The sequence below is a fragment of the Streptomyces sp. NPDC058335 genome (genome assembly GCF_042723915.1).
Classification (GTDB): domain Bacteria; phylum Actinomycetota; class Actinomycetes; order Streptomycetales; family Streptomycetaceae; genus Streptomyces.
The window spans coordinates 183,963-201,468 of sequence record NZ_JBHXHX010000001.1; the positions used below are offsets into that span (position 1 = coordinate 183,963).

Consider the following 17,506-nt stretch of genomic DNA (forward strand, 5'->3'; position numbering starts at 1 on the left):
GGGTCGCGCCAGGGGCCTGGGGGATCTCTAGGAGCCGTCCTCCTCCAGGCCCCAGCTGTGGATCCGGTGTGGATGGATGCGGATGACCTCCTCGCTGAAGTGCGGCCCCAGACCGTGCGGGCCGGTCAGCAGCTCCGCCTCACCTCTGATGTCGACCCCGCGCACCCGCCACGGGCGCTCGCTCACGATGTCGTCCACGACCAGGGCGACCTTCGGGTTCTTCTGGAGGTTGCGCCACTTCTTGGTGCCGCCCATGGCGTGGCCGCCGACCAGGATCGTGCCGTCGTCCTGCGGGTGGAAGCCCACCGGGTTCGCCTGCGGCCGGCCCTGCGGGTCGACGGTGGCCAGCCGTCCCAGCCGCTGCGACCTCAGGTACGCGCGCTCGGCCTCGCTGAATTCGGTCATGCCCGGCAGCGAACCACGATCCCCGGGCGTGGCACATCGGCTCCTGGGTCTAGGACCCGAGGACTACCGGGCCTGCCGGGGGCTGCCGGAGCCTGCGGGGCACCGGCACCTACCCCCACAGCACCGCCCCCAGCCACGCGCCGGTGATCAGCAGGCAGGTGAAGAGTTCCGCCAGGATGCTGGAGCCGCCCGCCCGCATCACCGTGCGCAGGGAGGCGCGGGCCGCGTCCGGGCGGCCCAGACGGAGCCGCTCGGAGAGATAGATGCCGCCCAGGAAACCCGGGATCGCGCCGAGCACCGGCACCAGGAAGAAACCGAGGAAAGCGCCTGCTCCGGCGTATCCGGCCATCCGGCGGGTGGCGCCGCTCGCCTTCAGGCGGCGCGGCGGCAGCGCCCAGCGCACCACCTGGCACAGGAACAGCGCGACCGTCGCGCCGACCAGCACCAGCCAGGCGACCGGCTGAGGATCCTTCAGCGCCCACCACAGAACCGCGGCCCACACCAGCCACGATCCCGGCAGGCCGGGCACCAGCACGCCGCACAGGCCGAGCAGCATGACCAGACCGACCAGCAGGAGTTCCCACGCTCCCATCTGCCCAGCCTGCCGGAAGCGGACAGCGGGGGCAGGTCGAGAGGGCCGGGGAGCACGGCGCCGGTCAGTGCTCCCGGCTCACCCAGCCGCGCTCGTGCGCGTGCCAGCCCAGCTGGAGCCGGGTCGTCGCACCGGTCAGCTCCATCAGGCGCCTCACCCGGCGCTGTACGGTCCGCAGCCCCACGCCGAGCTGTTTGGCGACGCTCGCGTCGGTCAGCCCCGCCAGCAGCAGCGAGAGGATCTCCAGATCGGCGGCGTCGGGACCGTCCGGACCCTCCTCCGTGACACCCCGCTCGCCGAGCCGCAGGGGCAGGGCCTGCCGCCACACCGACTCGAACAGGCCGGACAGCAGCTCCAGCAGCCCGCTGGCGTGCACCACCAGTGCGGCGGGCTCCGCCGAGCGCACGGTCAGCGGCACCAGCGCCAGCGAGCCGTCCGCGACGACCAGCTTCGTCGGCACCTCGTCCACGACCCGCACCTGCTCGTCGCGGCCCAGCGCGGCCGTCAGCTCCGTGATGCCGTCCGGCTGGTCGAGGACCGCGCGCTCCAGCACCACGCGGTACCGCACCCCGCGGGCCGCCGCCTGTTCCTCCGCGTCGTTCTCCATGCCGGTCACCGCCACCGGCGTACCGGTCACCAGCGCGCACACCTCCTCGGTCGCGCCCAGCTGGAGCTGGAGGAAACGCTGGGAAACTGCTGCCGCGCCCGTTACCACCTCGACCAGATCGTGCACCGACGGTTCGGCCGCCGCCGCCCGGTACTCCTCGGCGAGCAGCGCCGCCGTCAGCTCCGCCTGCTCCAGCTCGTGCCGCTGCCGGGTGAGCAGCGCACCGAGCGCCACACCCGGCGGCGCCGCGACCCAGCGGCCGGGCCGCCCCGACGACTGCGCCGCCAGCCCGTGCCGCTCCAGCCGGCGCAGCGCCCGCTCGGTGTCCCGCTCACCGAGCGTCAGCCGGCGCGCCAGGTCCGGCACGTCGGCGGCGCCCACGGACACCAGCGCGCGGTACGCCGACTCGTGCCGCTCGTCGAGCCCGATCGCTCCCAGCATCGGTGCCGCCCCTCCGCGTCTCCCGGACCTGCCTGACTCACTGGCGGGAAGCCGCCACGGCGTCATCCCGCCGCGGTACATCATCGCCCCGCCCCCGGTCACTCTGCCAAGGTGTGGCCACGGCGGTAACCGGTGATCATCCGGGCCGCCCCGATCGTCCGCCACAGCGGAGCACCAGGAAGACCGTGCACACCCGGGCCTGCCGGCCGCGCCGGCCCGGCGCCGGGGTGCACCCGGAGACGTGGTCCGGGCCCATGACGCGCAGGGGCGCACAGGGGATGGGTCCGGACCACCCCGAGTCGCCGGGCGGTTCTCCCGTGGGGGGTGGAACCGCCCGGCGGCCCTCATTTCGCGCCGCTCGCACGGCTGTTCCCCACGCGGGCGCTGACGCATTTTCCGGATGCCCCGTTTCCCCGCGGCCCGCGCGGTGGACAATCAGGGACATGAGCCAGCAGGGGGGAAGGCCCACCGGTCACGAGGACGACTGGTGGGGCCAGTTGTACGACGACACCACCGAGGACACCGGCCCCACGGCCGCCGCGGACTCACTGGACGACAGATTCGCGTCGGCTGCGGGGACGGTGCGATCGGGCGGCCCGGACCACGTGGTTCCGGCCGAGCGCGTTCCGGCTGAGGCGCCGGACGAGACGCGGCCGGGGACGGCGCGGCCTGGGGCGGCGGAGCCGGCCGTCGGTTCGGTACCCACCGGTTCGGCGCCGGCTCAGGTGCCGGGGCCGCGCCGGGAGGCGACCGGGCAGGCCGACTGGTGGGCGGGGAAGCCGACGGGGGAGCAGCCGTCGTCGGCCGGGGCGGCTGACGACACCCCACCCGACACCCCACCCGACCCCGCGCCCGGTAATCCGCCCGACCGGCAACCCGCACGCCAACGCGCCCCCTGGGAGCCGCCGCCGGACCGCCCTTCGGGACCGACGGCCTTCCTGCCCGGTCCCCTGCCACCTGGCTTCGACGAACAGGAACCGCGGGGGTTCGCCCCACCCGCCGGTACGTCCCCGGAGGCGGCCCCCACCACCCCGGCCCCGGAGTCGGAGCCGCCCGCGGGGACCGGGCCCACCGACCCTCTCCCGGCTCGCCCCGCGGCCCCACCGGTCCCGTCGGCTCCACCGGTCCCGTCGGTGCCGCCAGTCCCACCGATCCCCCATGCCCCGCCGGAGACTCCGCTCCCCGACCGGAACGACCTCAGCGGCCAGAGCGGCCGGAGCGGCCAGAACGACCCGAGCGGCCCGAGCGACTGGATCACCGCGGCCCCCACCACTTCCCCCCAGCCGCAAGGGCTGCCCCCGGCCAAGCCCTACCTCGGGTCCGGGCCGCCCACCTACGACGCCGAGCCGACCGCGCTGCCGGTCGCCGATCCGGACGGGCTGGACGATCTGGTCGCGGACACCGTCCTGGACGGGGCCCGGTACGGGTCCTGCACGCTGCGGGCCGCGTCCGTGCGCGGGGACTCCGCGCGGTACCGGGGCGAGCCGCGCCGCGACTCGTTGCTCACCGCCCGCTTCGGCACCGGCGATCAGGCGCTGATCCTGGTCGCGATGGCGACCGGCGCCCGTGCCACGCAGGGCGCGCACCGGGCGGCCGCCGAGGTGTGCCACTGGATCGGCCGGGCCGTGGGCCGCAGCCAGGTCCGGCTCGCGGAGGACATGCGGGCCGCTCGGCGAGGGGACCTGAAGTCGGGCCTGCACCGTCTGACCGACCGCAGTCTGGGCCGGCTCCGCGCCAGCGCCGCCGAACAGGGCCTGGACCCCGAGGAGTACGCGGCGGGCCTGCGCTGCCTGTTGCTGCCCGCCGATCCGGCCTGCCGGGTCCGGGTCTTCTTCGGCGTCGGCCCCGGCGGGCTGTTCCGCCTCCGGGACGGCGAGTGGCGGGACATCGAGCCGCCGGTCGGCGAGGTCGCCGGCGGGCCGGTCGTCGGCTTCGGCGCGCTGCCCGCCGAGACCCCCGAGGGCGACCGGCTCACCATGGACTTCGGCATTCCGACCCCGCCGAGCCCCTACGAGCCGGCCCCCGGGCCGCCCCGCGAACCGTTCCGGTTCCGGGCCTCCGTCGCCCGCCCGGGTGACACCCTTCTGCTGTGCACCGACGGCCTCGCCGAACCGCTCCGCGGCGAGCCCGACCTCCCCGCCCACCTCGCCCGACGGTGGTCCGCGCCCAGCCCGCCGGGCCTCGCCGCCTTCCTCGCCGACACCCAGACCAGGGTCAAGGGGTACGCGGACGACCGTACGGCCGCCGCCGTGTGGGAGGCGTGAGACGGTCCGCTGTGGATTGATGGAACCCGGAGGAATCCGAAGTATCTACGGAGACCGAAGGGGCAGATGAGCACCATGGCCAAACAGAACGTCGCCGAGCAGTTCGTCGACATCCTCGTCCGCGCCGGAGTGGAACGCCTCTACGGCGTCGTCGGCGACAGCCTGAACCCGGTGGTCGACGCCGTCCGCCGCAACTCCGCCATCGACTGGGTGCACGTCCGCCACGAGGAGACCGCCGCGTTCGCCGCCGGAGCGGAGGCGCAGATCACGGGCAGGCTGACAGCCTGCGCCGGATCCTGCGGACCCGGCAATCTGCACCTCATCAACGGCCTGTACGACGCCCATCGCTCCATGGCGCCGGTCCTCGCCCTCGCCTCCCAGATCCCCTCCAGCGAGATCGGCCTGAGCTACTTCCAGGAGACCCACCCCGACCGTCTCTTCCAGGAGTGCAGCCACTACAGCGAGCTGATCTCCAGCCCGAAGCAGATGCCCAGGCTGCTCCAGACCGCGATCCAGCACGCGGTCGGCCGCAGCGGAGTCAGCGTCGTCTCCCTCCCCGGTGACATCGCCGCCGAACCCGCGCCCGAGAAAGCGGCGGAAACCGCTCTCGTCACCTCCCGGCCCACGGTCCGCCCCGGCGACGCCGAGATCGACGAGCTGGTCCGGCTGATCGACGCCGCCGACAAGGTCACCCTGTTCTGCGGCAGCGGCACGGCGGGCGCGCACGCCGAGGTGATGGAGTTCGCGGAGAAGATCAAGTCACCGATCGGCCATGCGCTGCGTGGAAAGGAGTGGATCCAGTACGACAACAGGTTCGATGTCGGGATGAGCGGTCTCCTCGGTTACGGCGCCGCCTACGAGGCCACCCACGAGTGCGACCTGCTGATCCTGCTCGGAACCGATTTCCCCTACAACGCCTTCCTGCCCGACGACGTCAAGATCGCCCAGGTCGACGTGCGGCCCGAGCACCTGGGCCGGCGCTCCAAACTGGACCTCGCCGTGTGGGGCGACGTGCGCGAGACCCTGCGCTGTCTGATCCCGCGCGTGCGGGAGAAGACGAACCGGCGTTTCCTCGACAAGATGCTGAAGAAGCACGCCGACGCGCTCGAAGGCGTCGTCAAGGCGTACACCCGCAAGGTGGAGAAACACGTTCCCATCCACCCCGAGTACGTGGCGTCCGTCCTCGACGAACTCGCGGACGACGACGCGGTCTTCACCGTCGACACCGGCATGTGCAACGTCTGGGCGGCGCGTTACATCACACCCAACGGCCGTCGCCGCGTGATCGGTTCCTTCTCCCACGGCTCCATGGCGAACGCGCTTCCCATGGCGATCGGCGCGCAGTTCACCGACCGGGACCGGCAGGTCGTGTCGATGTCCGGCGACGGCGGATTCGCCATGCTGATGGGCGACTTCCTCACCCTCGTCCAGTACGACCTGCCGGTGAAGGTCGTCCTCTTCAACAACTCCTCGCTCGGCATGGTGGAGTTGGAGATGCTGGTCGCCGGACTGCCCTCCTACGGCACCACGAACAAGAACCCGGACTTCGCGGCCGTCGCCCGTGCCTGCGGTGCCCACGGCGTGCGCGTGGAGAAGCCGAAGGATCTCGCCGGGGCTCTCAAGAGCGCTTTCCGGCACAAGGGTCCGGCGCTCGTCGACATCGTCACCGATCCCAACGCCCTGTCCATCCCGCCGAAGATCAGCGCCGAGATGGTGACCGGGTTCGCCCTGTCCGCCTCGAAGATCGTGCTGGACGGAGGGGTCGGACGCATGCTCCAGATGGCCCGCTCCAACCTCCGCAACGTCCCGCGCCCCTGACGTCCCCTACTGGTACGGCGTCCACCGGCGCACGGAGGTGTCGTACATGTAGCGGGGCAGACCCGCGATGCTCCTGGTCCGGAACGGACGGCCGTGGTCGTCGATGCGGACCGTGCCGGCGCGGCCCTCGGAGGACCAGTCGAGTTCCAGGTACCAGGAGCAGTCGCAGCCCTCCGTGCGCGCGGTGACCAGCAGCACCTCCGGGTCCGTCGCGGACACCCGGTACGGCATCCGGACCGCCGGGATCGGCGTGCCGGTGTCGTTGCCGGCGACCGAGCGGGCGATCGGGCGGTCCCGGTCCAGGTCGACGGCGAAGTAGCGGGGGCTGATCGAGCCGCCGCAGCCCTGGTCCATGGCGTACACGTTGCCGGGGGCCGGGTCGGCGCGGCCGACCACGCGGACGCGGAGCGCCGTCAGGACGACGGCCGTGGAGCTGCGGCCCTGCACCGAGATCTCCACGACGGTCTCGCGCCCGTGCACGGCGCCCTGGGCCGCGGCCCACGGCGCGGCGTCCTGCGCGGCCGGGGGCGGCGGGACCCTGGCGGGCGGCTGGGCGACGACGTAGTCGTGACCGCAACCCAGCGCCCAGGCCTGGGAGTCGGCGGTCCAGGTCAGCGGGACCGTCGTGTCCTCGGGCGCGATCCCTCCGGGGGCGGACGGCTCCGGCGTGCCCGGCGTGGGCGAGGCGCCGCCGGGCGTGGGGGAGGGGGAGCGGCTCGGGGAGGCCGTCGACGAGGGACGCGGGGCCGCCGGGGCCGTCGTACGGGCCGGTGCGGAGACGGACGTGTCCGCCGAGGACGACGGCGAGGGCGGGGAGGCCGACGGGGACCGGTCGGCCGGGAGTGCGGAGAGTGTGCCGAGCGTCGCGAGGAGTGCGCAGGCGACGGCGGCGAGCAGCGCGGTGCGCCGACGGCGGTACCAGGGCCGGGGCGGCCCGCCGTCCGATCCCACCGTCCCTCCGGCCGTTGTCTCATCGACGGGCTCGGCCTCCGAGACCGCCGTCTCCGGCTCGGTCGTCGCGGCCGCGCGGGGCCGTGCCGCCTGGCGGACCGCCACCGCCCGCAGCCACCGGCGGTGCACTTCGAGTCGTTCCTCCGGTGTCGCCCCGCTGAACTCCGCGAGCCGTTCCACGGGGGCGAGGTCCTGCGGTACGGCCTCGCCGGCGCAGTAGCGGTGCAGCGTGGAGGTGTTCATGCCGAGGCGGCGCGCCAGGGAGCCGTAGCTCCGGCCCGTGCGCTCCTTCAGCTCCGTCAGCAGGGCCGCGAACTCCGCGACCTCTTCCCCGCCGTCACCGGTCGACACCGTTCCTCCGTACTCGCCGTCGCAGTCGAACTCGTACTCGCGGTCGTACTCACCGTCGTACTCGGCGGTGCACCTGAAATCGTGCCCGCCGTCGTTCCGCCCGGCCCGGGTGCCATCCCAGGCACTCATATACCTGCACGTCAGGTGGGCTGGGATGGTTCCATGCCCGCCGGCCGGGTGCCGGAGCTTGCTCCGGGCCACGGCGACCGCCGATGCTGGTGCCGTCGCCGCCGAGCGGAGCCGCATCGACCATCCGGCATCCCGGCGGCCGTACCGAACCATGCGTCCGACAGCACTCGTCCACGGGGGACACCCATGCCCAACCGCACTCGAACCGCAGCGCTCACCGCACTCGCCACCGCGGGCCTCGCCCTCGGCACCGTACTCGCCGTACCGGCCGGCGCCGCCCCGAAGGCGCCGGGATTCCTTGCCGCCAGGGACCTTCCGCCGCACCCGTCCTCGTCCTGGACGGCCGACCGGGTCGAGGACGGCGTCCCGGACTCGCTGCTCGGCTGCGTGACGGACGCGTTGCCCGGCTACGACGCCCGCCACCGGGAGTTCCGCACCGACCTCGACACCGGTGCCGTACAGGTCACGGTCGTCGTCGGCAGCGCGTCGAAGGCGAAGGCGCTCCAGACCCGTCTGAACAAGGAGATGCGCACCTGCGCCACGGAGATCGAGCAGAACGATCCCGAGACGGAGGCCGCCGTGAAGGACTACGGCAGCATCGCGGTCGAGGAGGGCGCCCGCGTCCACGGCCTGCACACCGTGACCTCCTGGGGCGCCACCGACGTCCACCTGCTGTCCGTCGGCCGCGACGGCCGGACCGTGACCCTTGTGCAGTGGGGACAGATGGGCGACTTCGGGGACGCCCCGGTGAAGGCCTTCAAGAAGACGACGACCACGGCCGTCAACAAGCTCCGCTGACCGCTCGACCAACTGAAGAGACGGGGCCGCGGGCCCTCCCGCCACGGGGGTCGGGAGGGCCGGTGGCCCCGCGCCGACGAGTACGCCGACGGCCGGACGGCGTGCCGCGCGCGTGGCACGGGTCCACGGATCGCGCGCTCCGAGTAGAGCTGATTCCGGCCAACTTCGCGCGCCGGTGCCGGGGCCGGGCAGGGCCGCCACCCGGCGGGGAAGTCCTGGAGCCCGCCGGGACATGGCCGAACACCTGGTCGTCGACGATCGGACATGACTGGCCCGCCGCCCAAGGGGGCAAGCATCCCGTGAACGTGTTCGAGCAGGAGGGAAACCGACATCGGCACGCGGGCGGGGGTCATGAAGAGGCAGGCACGAGGCAGCGGTTCGACCGTGATCGCGAACACCTCGGCGAGGACGCAGACAGTGGAGGACACGGCAGGCGGCGGCGAGCGGGGGCGCACGTCCCAGTTCCGGCGCAGACTCGGGCGGGCCGATCTGAGGGCCGTACCCGAGACGCGCCGGGCGCTGCGCGAACTGCTGCGGCACTGGGGGAGGCCCGGACTGTCGGAGACCGCGGAACTGCTCACCAGCGAACTGGTCACCAACGCGCTCGTCCACACCGATCAGGACGCGGTCCTGACGGCGACCGTCGGACCGGACGGTCTGCGGGTGGAGGTACGGGACTTCGTGGCCGGCCGTCCGCAGCCGCGCAGACCGGGCACCGGCGACGGTACGCACGGCCGGGGTCTGGTCCTGGTGCAGTCCCTCGCCGACGCGTGGGGCGTACGGCCGCACGGGATCGGGAAAGCGGTCTGGTTCGAACTGGGCGCCGAAATGGCGTAAGCGGTAGGAACGGTAGAACGGGAAAGCGGGAAGGGGGCGCGACCTCGTCGGTCGCGCCCCCTTCCCGTAACCGCTTGTGACCGTTGGTCAGCCGAACTGCTGCTCCAGGTCCTTGAGCTTGCGTTCCAGGGAGTCCAGACGCGGCAGGGCCATCGTGTCGTCCTCCGCGGTGAGGTCGACGGTGATCGGGTCAGTGCTCTGACGGACGGGCTGGAGGGAGGGCCGCGAACGCACGGGCAGTTGTTCCGGCGAGTTCGCCGCTATGGCAGGCTCCGCGGGAACGCGTTCCGTGGCCCGCTCCAGGGAGGCCTGGGCTTCCAGCTGCCGGCCGCCGCGGCCGGGGAACCCGCGGTGTCCGCGGCTGATCGCCTTGAGCTGGGCGCGCTCCACACGGTCCTGCTCGCGGCGGCGCAGGCGCGCCGTCTCCTTCTGTCGCTTGTCCTCGCGCACCTCGTCGACGGCCTCGTCCAGGCTGCGCACGCCCTCCAGGAGCATCAGCGACCACGCCCTGTAGGTCTCGCGGGGGGCCCGCAGCCAGCGCACGACACGGATCTGGGGCAGTGGACGCGGCACCAGGCCCTGCTCGCGCAGCGCGGCCCGGCGGGTCTGCTTCAGGGCGCGGTCGAACAGGACGGCCGCCGACAGGGACATGCCGGAGAAGAACTGCGGGGCGCCGTCGTGGCCGAGACCGCGGGGGGCGTGCACCCAGTTGAACCAGGCAGCGGCACCCGCGAACGTCCATACGAGTATCCGGGAGCCCAGGGCCGCGTCACCGTGGCTGGCCTCGCGCACGGCGAGCACGGAGCAGAACATCGCCGCCCCGTCCAGGCCGAACGGCACGAGGTACTCCCAGCCGCCGGTCAGGTTCAGGTTCTGCCGGCCGAAGCCGACCAGTCCGTGGAAGGAGAGCGCGGCGGCCACCGCCGCGCAGCAGAACAGCAGGACGTAGGAGGCGGTGCCGTATATGGCCTCCTTGCGCCTGCGGCGCTCTTCGGTGCGCTCCCACGAGTCGTCGCTCGCGTCCCCTGAGGAGCGCTTTCCGCGCGCGAGCACCGCCACCGCCGCCAGCATGCCCAGGAGCAGCACGGCGCCCGGAAGCAGCCAGTTCAGCGATATGTCGGTCAGTCTCATCTGGGGTCCCTTGCATTGGGATAGGGCGTAACGCCCGCCATAGTGGCCCAATCCCGCCGTCCCTCAGGGGGTTTCGGGGCAAGAGGCCGCCAAGGAAGTGCAAGGGGATGCCCAGGGCGACGATCTGCTCGAACTGGCGCTTGAGGGGCGGGAGTTGAGTGCGAATAAGACTACCCGTACGGGTGGTTCCACGGAAAGTTCCCGTGGCAAGTGAGGAAGTTGTGAAACACCCGCGACGAGTGAGGGGAGTCTCGTTCGGGTGATCTTACGGGACGCGGGGTGCCGGACCGACCTGAGGTTGCCTCAACTCGCGGCGGCGGCGGTGAGTTTGGCGAGCCGGTCCGCGTCGCAGGTGCGCGGGCAGGTGGCGCAGGTGTCCTCGGGGCGCACCGTGTAGAACATGCAGCAGCTCGCCCGGTCCCGGGTGGGCAGCGGCTCCCCGTCCGGTCCGGTCAGTTCCCGGAAGGCCGCCGAGCCGACGTACGGCCGGGTCGCGCCCGGCAGCAGCAGCTCCAGTTCGTGCCGGGCGCGGTCGCCCTCGCCGAGCAGTTCGGCGACGTACCAGAGGCCCTCGACGATCTCGTCCGTGACCATGCCCCACAGGGCGCGACCGCGCCGCCGGGTGCGCGGGCCGAAGCCGGCCAGCACCGGCTCGTGGTGCTCGGCGACGGCGGCTCGCACCTCCGCGCGCAGCGTCTCCTCGTCCGGGACCACCCGGGCGCCGGGCAGGGCCGCCGCCGGGTCGCCCGGCAGGCAGGCGAACGAGTCGGGCGCGCGGACGGCCATCCGCATCCCGCCGCCGGTGCGGTCGTAGGAGACGTGGGTCACCGGGAGGCGGGGGACCCGACGGTGCAGGAACCAGGGGGTGGTGATGAGGAGGCAGGCGGGCCAGGCGTACCGGTGCAGTCCGAAGCTCGCCACCACGTCCGGCCGGGCCGGCTGCCCGTAGTCCCGCACCACCTGGGCGTCGTCCCAGGCCAGGAAGGCGTCCAGGTCCGCGCCGCCCTCCGCGAGCGCCGCCGCCGACACCCAGCCGCCGCCGCGCGGGGCCGGTTCGCCGTGCTCCAGTTCCCTGACGGTGAGACCCGGACAGGCCTCGGCGAGGCGGGCGTAAGCGTCCGTCACGGCCGACAGGCGTATGGGCATACCGGAACCACCGATCCAGCAGGGAATGCGAGGTAAGCCTTACCTTACCGAACATGTTCGGGATTTGAACTGGCGGCCAGTACGCCTAAGGTGCTTGACGGACGAGTAACAACCAGCCGTAATGACCCCAAGTACCGATACGTCCGGAGGAGGACCCGTGGAGCGGAGCGCGCAGGGCTCTGCCGGCACGGGGATCCCCGGCGCGGGGCCGCGGGTGCCCGCGCAGCCGCACGCCGCCGAGCGGGACCGGGGCACGCCGGCTCCCGCCGCCGGCGTCCGGATGTCCGGCCCGGACGGCGGTTCCGGGGCCGTACGCGGCGAGCACACCCACGGCGAGACCTCCTTCCCGCGTCCCCGGCCCCTCGTCCAGCGGTCCTCCGTCCGCGGCCAGATCCTCGACGCCCTGCGCACCGCGCTGGTCACCGGCGAGCTGATGCCCGGCGAGGTGTACTCCGCGCCCGCCCTCGGCGAGCGTTTCGGCGTCTCCGCGACCCCGGTCCGCGAGGCGATGCAGCAGCTGGCCCTGGAGGGCGCCGTCGAGGTCGTGCCCAACCGGGGGTTCCGGGTGATCGTGCGCGGCACGCGGGAGCTGGCCGAGCTGGCCGAGGTACGGGCCCTGATCGAGGTCCCCGTGATGCTGCGGCTCGCCCGCACCGTCCCCGCCGAACGCTGGACGGAACTGCGCCCTCTCGCCGAGGCGACCGTCCGGGCCGCGGCCTCCGGCTGCCGCGCCACGTACGCCGAGTCCGACCGCGCCTTCCACCGCGCCGTCCTCGCCCTGTGCGGCAACGACCAGCTGGTCTCCGTCGCGGAGGACCTGCACCGCCGGTCCCAATGGCCCCTGGTGGGAGGGTCCGTGTCGCGCGGCCGGGCCGATCTGCTGGCGGACGCGGCGGAACACCTCACGCTGCTGGAGGCGCTGGGGGCGGGGGACGTGGACGTGGTGCAGGCGCTCGTGCGGGAGCATTTCGCGGGCTCGCGCTGAGGGATCGGACCGAACCGACCGGAACCGACCGGAACCGACCGGAAGGGGCCGGAAGGGGCCGGACCGGTCGCGGTCCCGCCGCCCTCCGTCCCCGTGCCACCGCCGCCGGTGGACGCCGACCGCCGTGTCAACCACTCGGATACGGCCCTGCGAAGCCGGGTCCGGACCGCCCCCGCCCTGCTCGCTCCCCACGCCTCAGCCGCCGCTGGGCGCCAAGTACTCTGCCGCCCACGCCGATAGGCCCCCTCAGCAGCGGAGTGTCCGGGTTTGCCCCGGCCCCGGCCCCGGCCCCGTCCCCGTGGCCGCCGGTCGCCGACCGCCGTGCCCGCCAGGCCGACCCGGCGCCCCGAAGCCGGGCGGGGGGCGACCCCGGCCCGGCTTGGGACCCCTACGCCGTAGCCGCCGGTGGTGGTGCCAACTGCCGGGCCAGCCAGGTCGGTACGCCGCCCAGGAGGCGGAACAGGCGCCGTGCCTCCTCGCGCAGCCGGGACGCCTCCGGCTCGGTCTCGGCGTCCGCCAGGGACACCAGGGCCGGGGCCGTACCGACCAGGTAGCCCAACTCCTCCCGGATGCGCAGGGATTCGGCGAAGCCGTGGCGAGCCTCGGCCGTGTCGCCGTCGCGCAAGGCGAGGCCCGCGAGATGACGCCAGGTGAAGGACAGCAGCAGGGCGTCCGAGCGGGCCGCGGCGGCCGCGTGCGCGCGCCGGTAGGCGGCGCGCGCGGACTGCGGGGAGCGGGTCAGGTTCTCCGCGAGCAGCCCGCGCCGGAAGTCCAGCAGGGGCCGCCCCGCCGCGTCCGGAGGGATCAGCGCGGCCGCCCGGCCGAGCGCGGCCCGCGCCTCGTCGGCCCGGTCGCGCACCCCGTGCACCGTCGCCGTGTAAGCCAAGTGCCCGCGTTCACAAGCGGCGGCGCCCCGCTCCTCGTCGGTGTGGGCCAGGGCCTCCGCCGTCCGCAGCGCGTCCTCGGCCTCCTGCCAGCCCTGTTCGGTGTAGAGGCACCGTTCCACGAAGAGAGCGGCCCGCTGGACGGCCCCCGCCGCGCTGTCCGGCGGAAGCAGCGCCGCGGCGTCGGCCCAGCAGGCCCGCGAGCGCAGCCGCCACACCGCGGTCTGGAGGGGATCGTCACCAGCGGAAGTTCCATTGCCAGACATGGCGGAATACGCCACGTTGCCCTCCCCGGGGTCCTGTCCTTCGGATCAGCTCGAGGTCGCGGGGCCGGGCACGCACACCTGCGGCGTCGTCGTCGGTCCTCGACGCTCCGCGTCGACTCCCTCCGCCGCCCTGCACCTGCGCGCACCCAGCCCCGCTCACCGGCGTGCCGAGGCACCGCCCCTCACTACCGACCTGATCCGAAGGACAGGCCCGGCACACCGTTGAGCCATGAGTGGTGGCCGCATCTCAACACGGATCGCACGGCCGGGCCAAGGGGGCGGGTGAAGCTTTTCACAAAGTCGGGGGACTCAAGGGCTCCACAGGTTTCAGCTCATGCGCAGTGCCAGGAAGAAGTCCAGCTTGTCCTCGAGCCGTGAAAGGTCACGGCCCGTCAACTGCTCGATGCGGCCGACGCGGTAGCGCAGCGTGTTGACGTGCAGGTGGAGCCGGGACGCGCAGCGGGTCCAGGAGCCGTCGCAGTCCAGGAACGCCTCCAGCGTGGGGATCAGCTCGGCGCGGTGCCGGCGGTCGTACTCGCGCAGCGGGTCCAGGAGGCGGGCGGTGAAGGCCCGGCGGACGTCGTCGGGGACGAACGGCAGGAGCAGGACGTGCGAGGCCAGTTCCTGGTGGCCCGCCGCGCACACCCGGCCCGGACGGGCCGCCGCCACCCGGCGGGCGTGCCGGGCCTCCTCCAGAGCGCCCCGCAGCCCCTCCGCGGAGTGCACCGCCGCGCTGACGCCCAGCGTGACCCGGCCGTCGCCGTCGAGACCCCCGGCAAGCGGTTCCCGTACCGAGGCCAGGAGGGCGTCCGCGAGGACGCCGGACTCCGAGCCGTCGTGCTCGCTGGAGACCGCCGGGAGCGGGACGAGGGCGATGGCCTCGTCCCCGGTGTGGGCGACGGCTACCCGGTCGGAGGGCTCGGGACCGGTGGCGTGCGGGTCGACGAGGATCTCCTCCAGGAGCGACTGGGTGACCGGGCCGCCCTCGATCTCCCCGCCGTCCCATTCGACGCGCGCCACGACCACCTGCCAGTGCGGCGCGGCCCCCAGCCCCGGCAGCAGCACCGGCGCCGCGACCCGCAGCCGGGCCGCGATCTCGGCGGGCGCCGCGCCCGTCTGGACGAGTTCGAGGACCTCCTGGGCGAGCCGTCTGCGCACCGTGCGCGCCGCGTCCCGCCGGTCCCGCTCGACCGAGATGAGCTGGGTGACGCCCTGGAGCAGGTCGAGCCGTTCCTCCGCCCAGTCCCCGGCGTCCGCCTCGACGGCGAGCAGCCAGTCCGACAGGACCGTCTCGCGCACGTCCCGCGCGGCATGGACGGCCTGCGCGGCGCGCCCGCTGCTGCGGATCGGGAACAGCGAGTACGTCGCCCCGCCGACGAGCACCCGGTGCGGGCTCCGCCGGCCGGTGCGGACGGCCGCCAGATGCTCGGCGGCCAGCTTCGCGCGCACTTCCGCCGGGAGCGCCGGCCCCGCCGTCTTCGGGCCCGCGATGAGCCGGCCCGCGGGGGACAGCACCCACGCCCGCAGGTCCAGGTCGGAGCCGAGCAGGTCGAGGACCACGTCCGGGCCGCCGCCCGCCGGCCCCGAGGTCATCATCCGGCGGTGCCGGTCGACGACCGCCGCGAGGTCCCCGGCACGCTCCCCGGACACCTGTCGTACGACGTGTTCGGTGATCGTCGCGAACGCCACCGACTCGTGCACCGCGAACAGCGGCAGCCGGTGCCGGGCGCAGGCCAGGACCAGGTCGTCGGGCACATCGCCCAGCTCGGCCTCACCGGCGGCGAGCGCGGCCACCCCGGCCTGCACCAGGAGCCGTACGAAGGGCTCGGCGTCCGCGGCGTCCCGGCGCCAGGCCAGCCCCGTCAGCACCAGCTCACCCCCGGAGAGGTAGCGGCTCGGATCCCGCAGGTCGGTGGTCATGACCCCGCGTACCGTACGGTCCAGCTCGTCCTGGCCGCCGAGCAGCCGCAGGCCCAGCGCGTCGGTGTCCAGCAGTGCGCGCAGCCGCATTCTCGTCGCCGCCGTTCTTTGTCCGGAAATCTACGATGAAGGGTGAGGGGTCGCGGGGCGAGCGGGCCCCGGTGACGGGCTCCCGGCCCTCATGCCCACCCTCACGAGCGGCTTTCTCAGATTGCCGGGTTGTTTCCCGTGTTTCCACGGGAGAACTGGGAGGTTACCGATGACCTCCGTTCATACGAATCTACAAGATGCCCGCCCCGACCAGCCAACTCCTTCATGGTTTCCGTGACTGACCCGGGCGGAGTACGGCGCTGTGTACTGGCCACGATCCGCGTGAACAGCACATGAACGAGCCGGGACCGCCGCACCCGATCTGGCTCGAACCGAACGACTCACGAGACCAAGAAGAGAGCCGGTCATGGACTTCCTTCGCCCCGCCAGCTGGCAGGAGGCGCTCGCCGCGAAGGCCGAGCACCCCACCGCCGTGCCGATCGCGGGTGGCACCGATGTGATGGTCGAGATCAACTTCGACCACCGGCGGCCCGAGTACCTCCTCGACCTGGGCCGCGTCGGCGACCTGTACGAGTGGGAGGCCGGCGAGGACTCCGTGCGGCTCGGTGCCTCCGTCCCCTACACCAAGATCATGGAGAACCTGCGGTCCGAGCTGCCCGGCCTGGCCCTCGCCTCGCACACCGTGGCCTCCCCGCAGATCCGCAACCGCGGCGGCGTCGGCGGCAACCTCGGCACCGCCTCCCCGGCGGGTGACGCCCACCCCGCCCTCCTCGCGGCCGGCGCCGAGGTCGAGGTCGAGTCGGTGCGCGGCTCCCGCCGTATCCCCATCGACGACTTCTACACGGGTGTGAAGCGCAACGCGCTCGCCGCCGACGAGCTGATCCGCGCCGTCCACATCAAGAAGGCCGACGGCCCCCAGCAGTACTCCAAGGTCGGCACCCGCAACGCCATGGTGATCGCGGTGTGCGCCTTCGGACTGGCCCTGCACCCCGAGACCCGTACCGTCCGCACCGGCATCGGTTCGGCCGCGCCGACCCCCGTCCGGGCGAGGACCGCGGAGGAGTTCCTGAACGCCGCGCTCGACGAAGGCGGTTTCTGGGACAACGGGCAAATCATCACCCCGTCGGTCGCCAAGCAGTTCGCCGACCTGTGCGCCGCCGCCTGCAACCCGATCGACGACGTCCGGGGCACCGCGAGCTACCGCCGCCACGCGGTCGGCGTCATGGCCCGCCGGACCCTGACCTGGACCTGGGAGTCGTACCGCGGCACCCGCCGCACCACCGAGGGAGCTGCGTGATGCGCGTCAACTTCACCGTCAACGGACGCCCGCAGGAGGCCGACGACGTGTGGGAGGGCGAGTCCCTGCTGTACGTGCTGCGTGAGCGGCTCGGCCTGCCCGGCTCCAAGAACGCCTGCGAACAGGGCGAATGCGGTTCCTGCACCGTCCGTCTCGACGGCGTGCCGGTCTGCTCCTGTCTGGTCGCCGCCGGCCAGGTCGAGGGCCGCGAGGTCGTCACCGTCGAGGGCCTGGCGGACTTCGCCAGGCAGCGGTCCTGCGGGACCGGCGCCTGCGGAGGCCACTCCGACGGCACCCCGGACGGCACGCCGGAGGGCGTCTCGCTCGACGAGGCCAAGGGCTGGGCGGCGAGGCCGCAGGACTCCCACACCGGTGAGGGCGCCGAACTCTCCCCGGTCCAGCAGGCGTTCATCGACGCCGGCGCCGTCCAGTGCGGCTTCTGCACCCCCGGCCTGCTGGTCGCCGCCGACGAGATGCTGGAACACAACCCGAACCCGACCGACGCGGACATCCGCGAGGCGCTCTCGGGCAACCTGTGCCGCTGCACCGGTTACGAAAAAATCATGGACGCGGTCCGCCTGGCGGCCGCCCGGCAGGGAGAGGTGGTCTGACGGTGTCCGGATCCTCCAACAG

Annotated in this window: 15 protein-coding genes; 7 read left to right on the top strand and 8 right to left on the bottom strand. The window is 73.4% G+C overall.

What is annotated here, in order from left to right; all coding sequences use genetic code 11:
• Positions 1-27: 27 nt before the first annotated feature.
• The 3 genes from ACFWJX_RS00810 to ACFWJX_RS00820 all read right to left on the bottom strand — a co-directional run bounded on the left by ACFWJX_RS00810 (position 28) and on the right by ACFWJX_RS00820 (position 2,045).
• Complete coding sequence (locus ACFWJX_RS00810) at positions 28-405, bottom strand: PPOX class F420-dependent oxidoreductase (protein ID WP_383234776.1); 378 nt, start codon at positions 403-405, stop codon at positions 28-30.
• Positions 406-514: 109 nt separating this feature from the next.
• Positions 515-997, bottom strand: coding sequence for a DUF456 domain-containing protein (locus ACFWJX_RS00815; RefSeq protein WP_383234779.1), 483 nt, complete (start codon positions 995-997; stop codon positions 515-517).
• A 64-nt stretch (positions 998-1,061) separates the two neighbouring features.
• The gene (locus ACFWJX_RS00820) at positions 1,062-2,045 is read right to left on the bottom strand and encodes a helix-turn-helix domain-containing protein (RefSeq protein ID WP_383234782.1); all 984 of its coding nucleotides are present in this window, start codon (positions 2,043-2,045) and stop codon (positions 1,062-1,064) included.
• Positions 2,046-2,488: 443 nt separating this feature from the next.
• Here ACFWJX_RS00820 and ACFWJX_RS00825 point away from each other — a divergent pair, with 443 nt between their 5' ends.
• Together ACFWJX_RS00825 and ACFWJX_RS00830 are read left to right on the top strand one after the other, a co-directional pair.
• Entirely contained in the window at positions 2,489-4,309 is a 1,821-nt protein-coding gene (locus ACFWJX_RS00825) for a protein phosphatase 2C domain-containing protein (protein WP_383234785.1), read from the top strand.
• Positions 4,310-4,384: 75 nt separating this feature from the next.
• On the top strand, positions 4,385-6,127 hold the full coding sequence (locus ACFWJX_RS00830; RefSeq protein WP_383235884.1) for a pyruvate dehydrogenase: 1,743 nt from the start codon (positions 4,385-4,387) through the stop codon (positions 6,125-6,127).
• Positions 6,128-6,133: 6 nt separating this feature from the next.
• On the opposite strand, the gene ACFWJX_RS00835 is transcribed toward ACFWJX_RS00830, so the two are convergent.
• Positions 6,134-7,558: a helix-turn-helix domain-containing protein gene (locus ACFWJX_RS00835; protein WP_383234788.1), complete on the bottom strand. Its 1,425-nt coding sequence runs from the start codon at positions 7,556-7,558 to the stop codon at positions 6,134-6,136.
• 186 nt (positions 7,559-7,744) lie between these two features.
• On the opposite strand from ACFWJX_RS00835, the gene ACFWJX_RS00840 reads away from it, so the two are divergent.
• Entirely contained in the window at positions 7,745-8,356 is a 612-nt protein-coding gene (locus ACFWJX_RS00840) for a hypothetical protein (protein ID WP_383234790.1), read from the top strand.
• A 351-nt stretch (positions 8,357-8,707) separates the two neighbouring features.
• Positions 8,708-9,193 (top strand): ATP-binding protein, encoded by a 486-nt coding sequence (locus ACFWJX_RS00845; RefSeq protein WP_383234793.1) that lies wholly within the window; start codon positions 8,708-8,710, stop codon positions 9,191-9,193.
• A gap of 87 nt (positions 9,194-9,280) precedes the next feature.
• Here the strand turns inward: ACFWJX_RS00845 and ACFWJX_RS00850 are convergent, their stop codons facing one another.
• Together ACFWJX_RS00850 and ACFWJX_RS00855 are read right to left on the bottom strand one after the other, a co-directional pair.
• Positions 9,281-10,324 (bottom strand): DUF2637 domain-containing protein, encoded by a 1,044-nt coding sequence (locus tag ACFWJX_RS00850; protein WP_383234796.1) that lies wholly within the window; start codon positions 10,322-10,324, stop codon positions 9,281-9,283.
• Positions 10,325-10,627: 303 nt separating this feature from the next.
• Entirely contained in the window at positions 10,628-11,470 is an 843-nt protein-coding gene (locus ACFWJX_RS00855; protein ID WP_383234799.1) for a (2Fe-2S)-binding protein, read from the bottom strand.
• A gap of 157 nt (positions 11,471-11,627) precedes the next feature.
• On the opposite strand from ACFWJX_RS00855, the gene ACFWJX_RS00860 reads away from it, so the two are divergent.
• Positions 11,628-12,455: a GntR family transcriptional regulator gene (locus ACFWJX_RS00860; protein ID WP_383234802.1), complete on the top strand. Its 828-nt coding sequence runs from the start codon at positions 11,628-11,630 to the stop codon at positions 12,453-12,455.
• Positions 12,456-12,843: 388 nt separating this feature from the next.
• On the opposite strand, the gene ACFWJX_RS00865 is transcribed toward ACFWJX_RS00860, so the two are convergent.
• Together ACFWJX_RS00865 and ACFWJX_RS00870 are read right to left on the bottom strand one after the other, a co-directional pair.
• A complete protein-coding gene (locus ACFWJX_RS00865; RefSeq protein WP_383234805.1) occupies positions 12,844-13,620 on the bottom strand; it encodes a hypothetical protein in 777 nt (258 codons plus the stop codon).
• Positions 13,621-13,932: 312 nt separating this feature from the next.
• Positions 13,933-15,615, bottom strand: a complete 1,683-nt coding sequence (locus ACFWJX_RS00870) for a PucR family transcriptional regulator (protein WP_383234807.1) — start codon at positions 15,613-15,615, stop codon at positions 13,933-13,935.
• A 367-nt stretch (positions 15,616-15,982) separates the two neighbouring features.
• On the opposite strand from ACFWJX_RS00870, the gene ACFWJX_RS00875 reads away from it, so the two are divergent.
• The gene (locus ACFWJX_RS00875; protein ID WP_383234810.1) at positions 15,983-16,873 is read left to right on the top strand and encodes an FAD binding domain-containing protein; all 891 of its coding nucleotides are present in this window, start codon (positions 15,983-15,985) and stop codon (positions 16,871-16,873) included.
• Entirely contained in the window at positions 16,873-17,484 is a 612-nt protein-coding gene (locus tag ACFWJX_RS00880; protein WP_383234813.1) for a (2Fe-2S)-binding protein, read from the top strand. The genes ACFWJX_RS00875 and ACFWJX_RS00880 overlap by 1 nt, the downstream gene beginning before the upstream one ends.
• The last annotated feature ends 22 nt before the right edge of the window (positions 17,485-17,506 follow it).

Bases quoted from the DNA above. Each gene is read 5' to 3' on its own strand.
- ACFWJX_RS00810 (WP_383234776.1), bottom strand. From the start codon at position 405: ATGACCGAATTCAGCGAGGCCGAGCGCGCGTACCTGAGGTCGCAGCGG.
- ACFWJX_RS00815 (WP_383234779.1), bottom strand. From the start codon at position 997: ATGGGAGCGTGGGAACTCCTGCTGGTCGGTCTGGTCATGCTGCTCGGC.
- ACFWJX_RS00820 (WP_383234782.1), bottom strand. From the start codon at position 2,045: ATGCTGGGAGCGATCGGGCTCGACGAGCGGCACGAGTCGGCGTACCGC.
- ACFWJX_RS00825 (WP_383234785.1), top strand. From the start codon at position 2,489: ATGAGCCAGCAGGGGGGAAGGCCCACCGGTCACGAGGACGACTGGTGG.
- ACFWJX_RS00830 (WP_383235884.1), top strand. From the start codon at position 4,385: ATGGCCAAACAGAACGTCGCCGAGCAGTTCGTCGACATCCTCGTCCGC.
- ACFWJX_RS00835 (WP_383234788.1), bottom strand. From the start codon at position 7,558: ATGAGTGCCTGGGATGGCACCCGGGCCGGGCGGAACGACGGCGGGCAC.
- ACFWJX_RS00840 (WP_383234790.1), top strand. From the start codon at position 7,745: ATGCCCAACCGCACTCGAACCGCAGCGCTCACCGCACTCGCCACCGCG.
- ACFWJX_RS00845 (WP_383234793.1), top strand. From the start codon at position 8,708: ATGAAGAGGCAGGCACGAGGCAGCGGTTCGACCGTGATCGCGAACACC.
- ACFWJX_RS00850 (WP_383234796.1), bottom strand. From the start codon at position 10,324: ATGAGACTGACCGACATATCGCTGAACTGGCTGCTTCCGGGCGCCGTG.
- ACFWJX_RS00855 (WP_383234799.1), bottom strand. From the start codon at position 11,470: ATGCCCATACGCCTGTCGGCCGTGACGGACGCTTACGCCCGCCTCGCC.
- ACFWJX_RS00870 (WP_383234807.1), bottom strand. From the start codon at position 15,615: ATGCGGCTGCGCGCACTGCTGGACACCGACGCGCTGGGCCTGCGGCTG.
- ACFWJX_RS00875 (WP_383234810.1), top strand. From the start codon at position 15,983: ATGGACTTCCTTCGCCCCGCCAGCTGGCAGGAGGCGCTCGCCGCGAAG.
- ACFWJX_RS00880 (WP_383234813.1), top strand. From the start codon at position 16,873: ATGCGCGTCAACTTCACCGTCAACGGACGCCCGCAGGAGGCCGACGAC.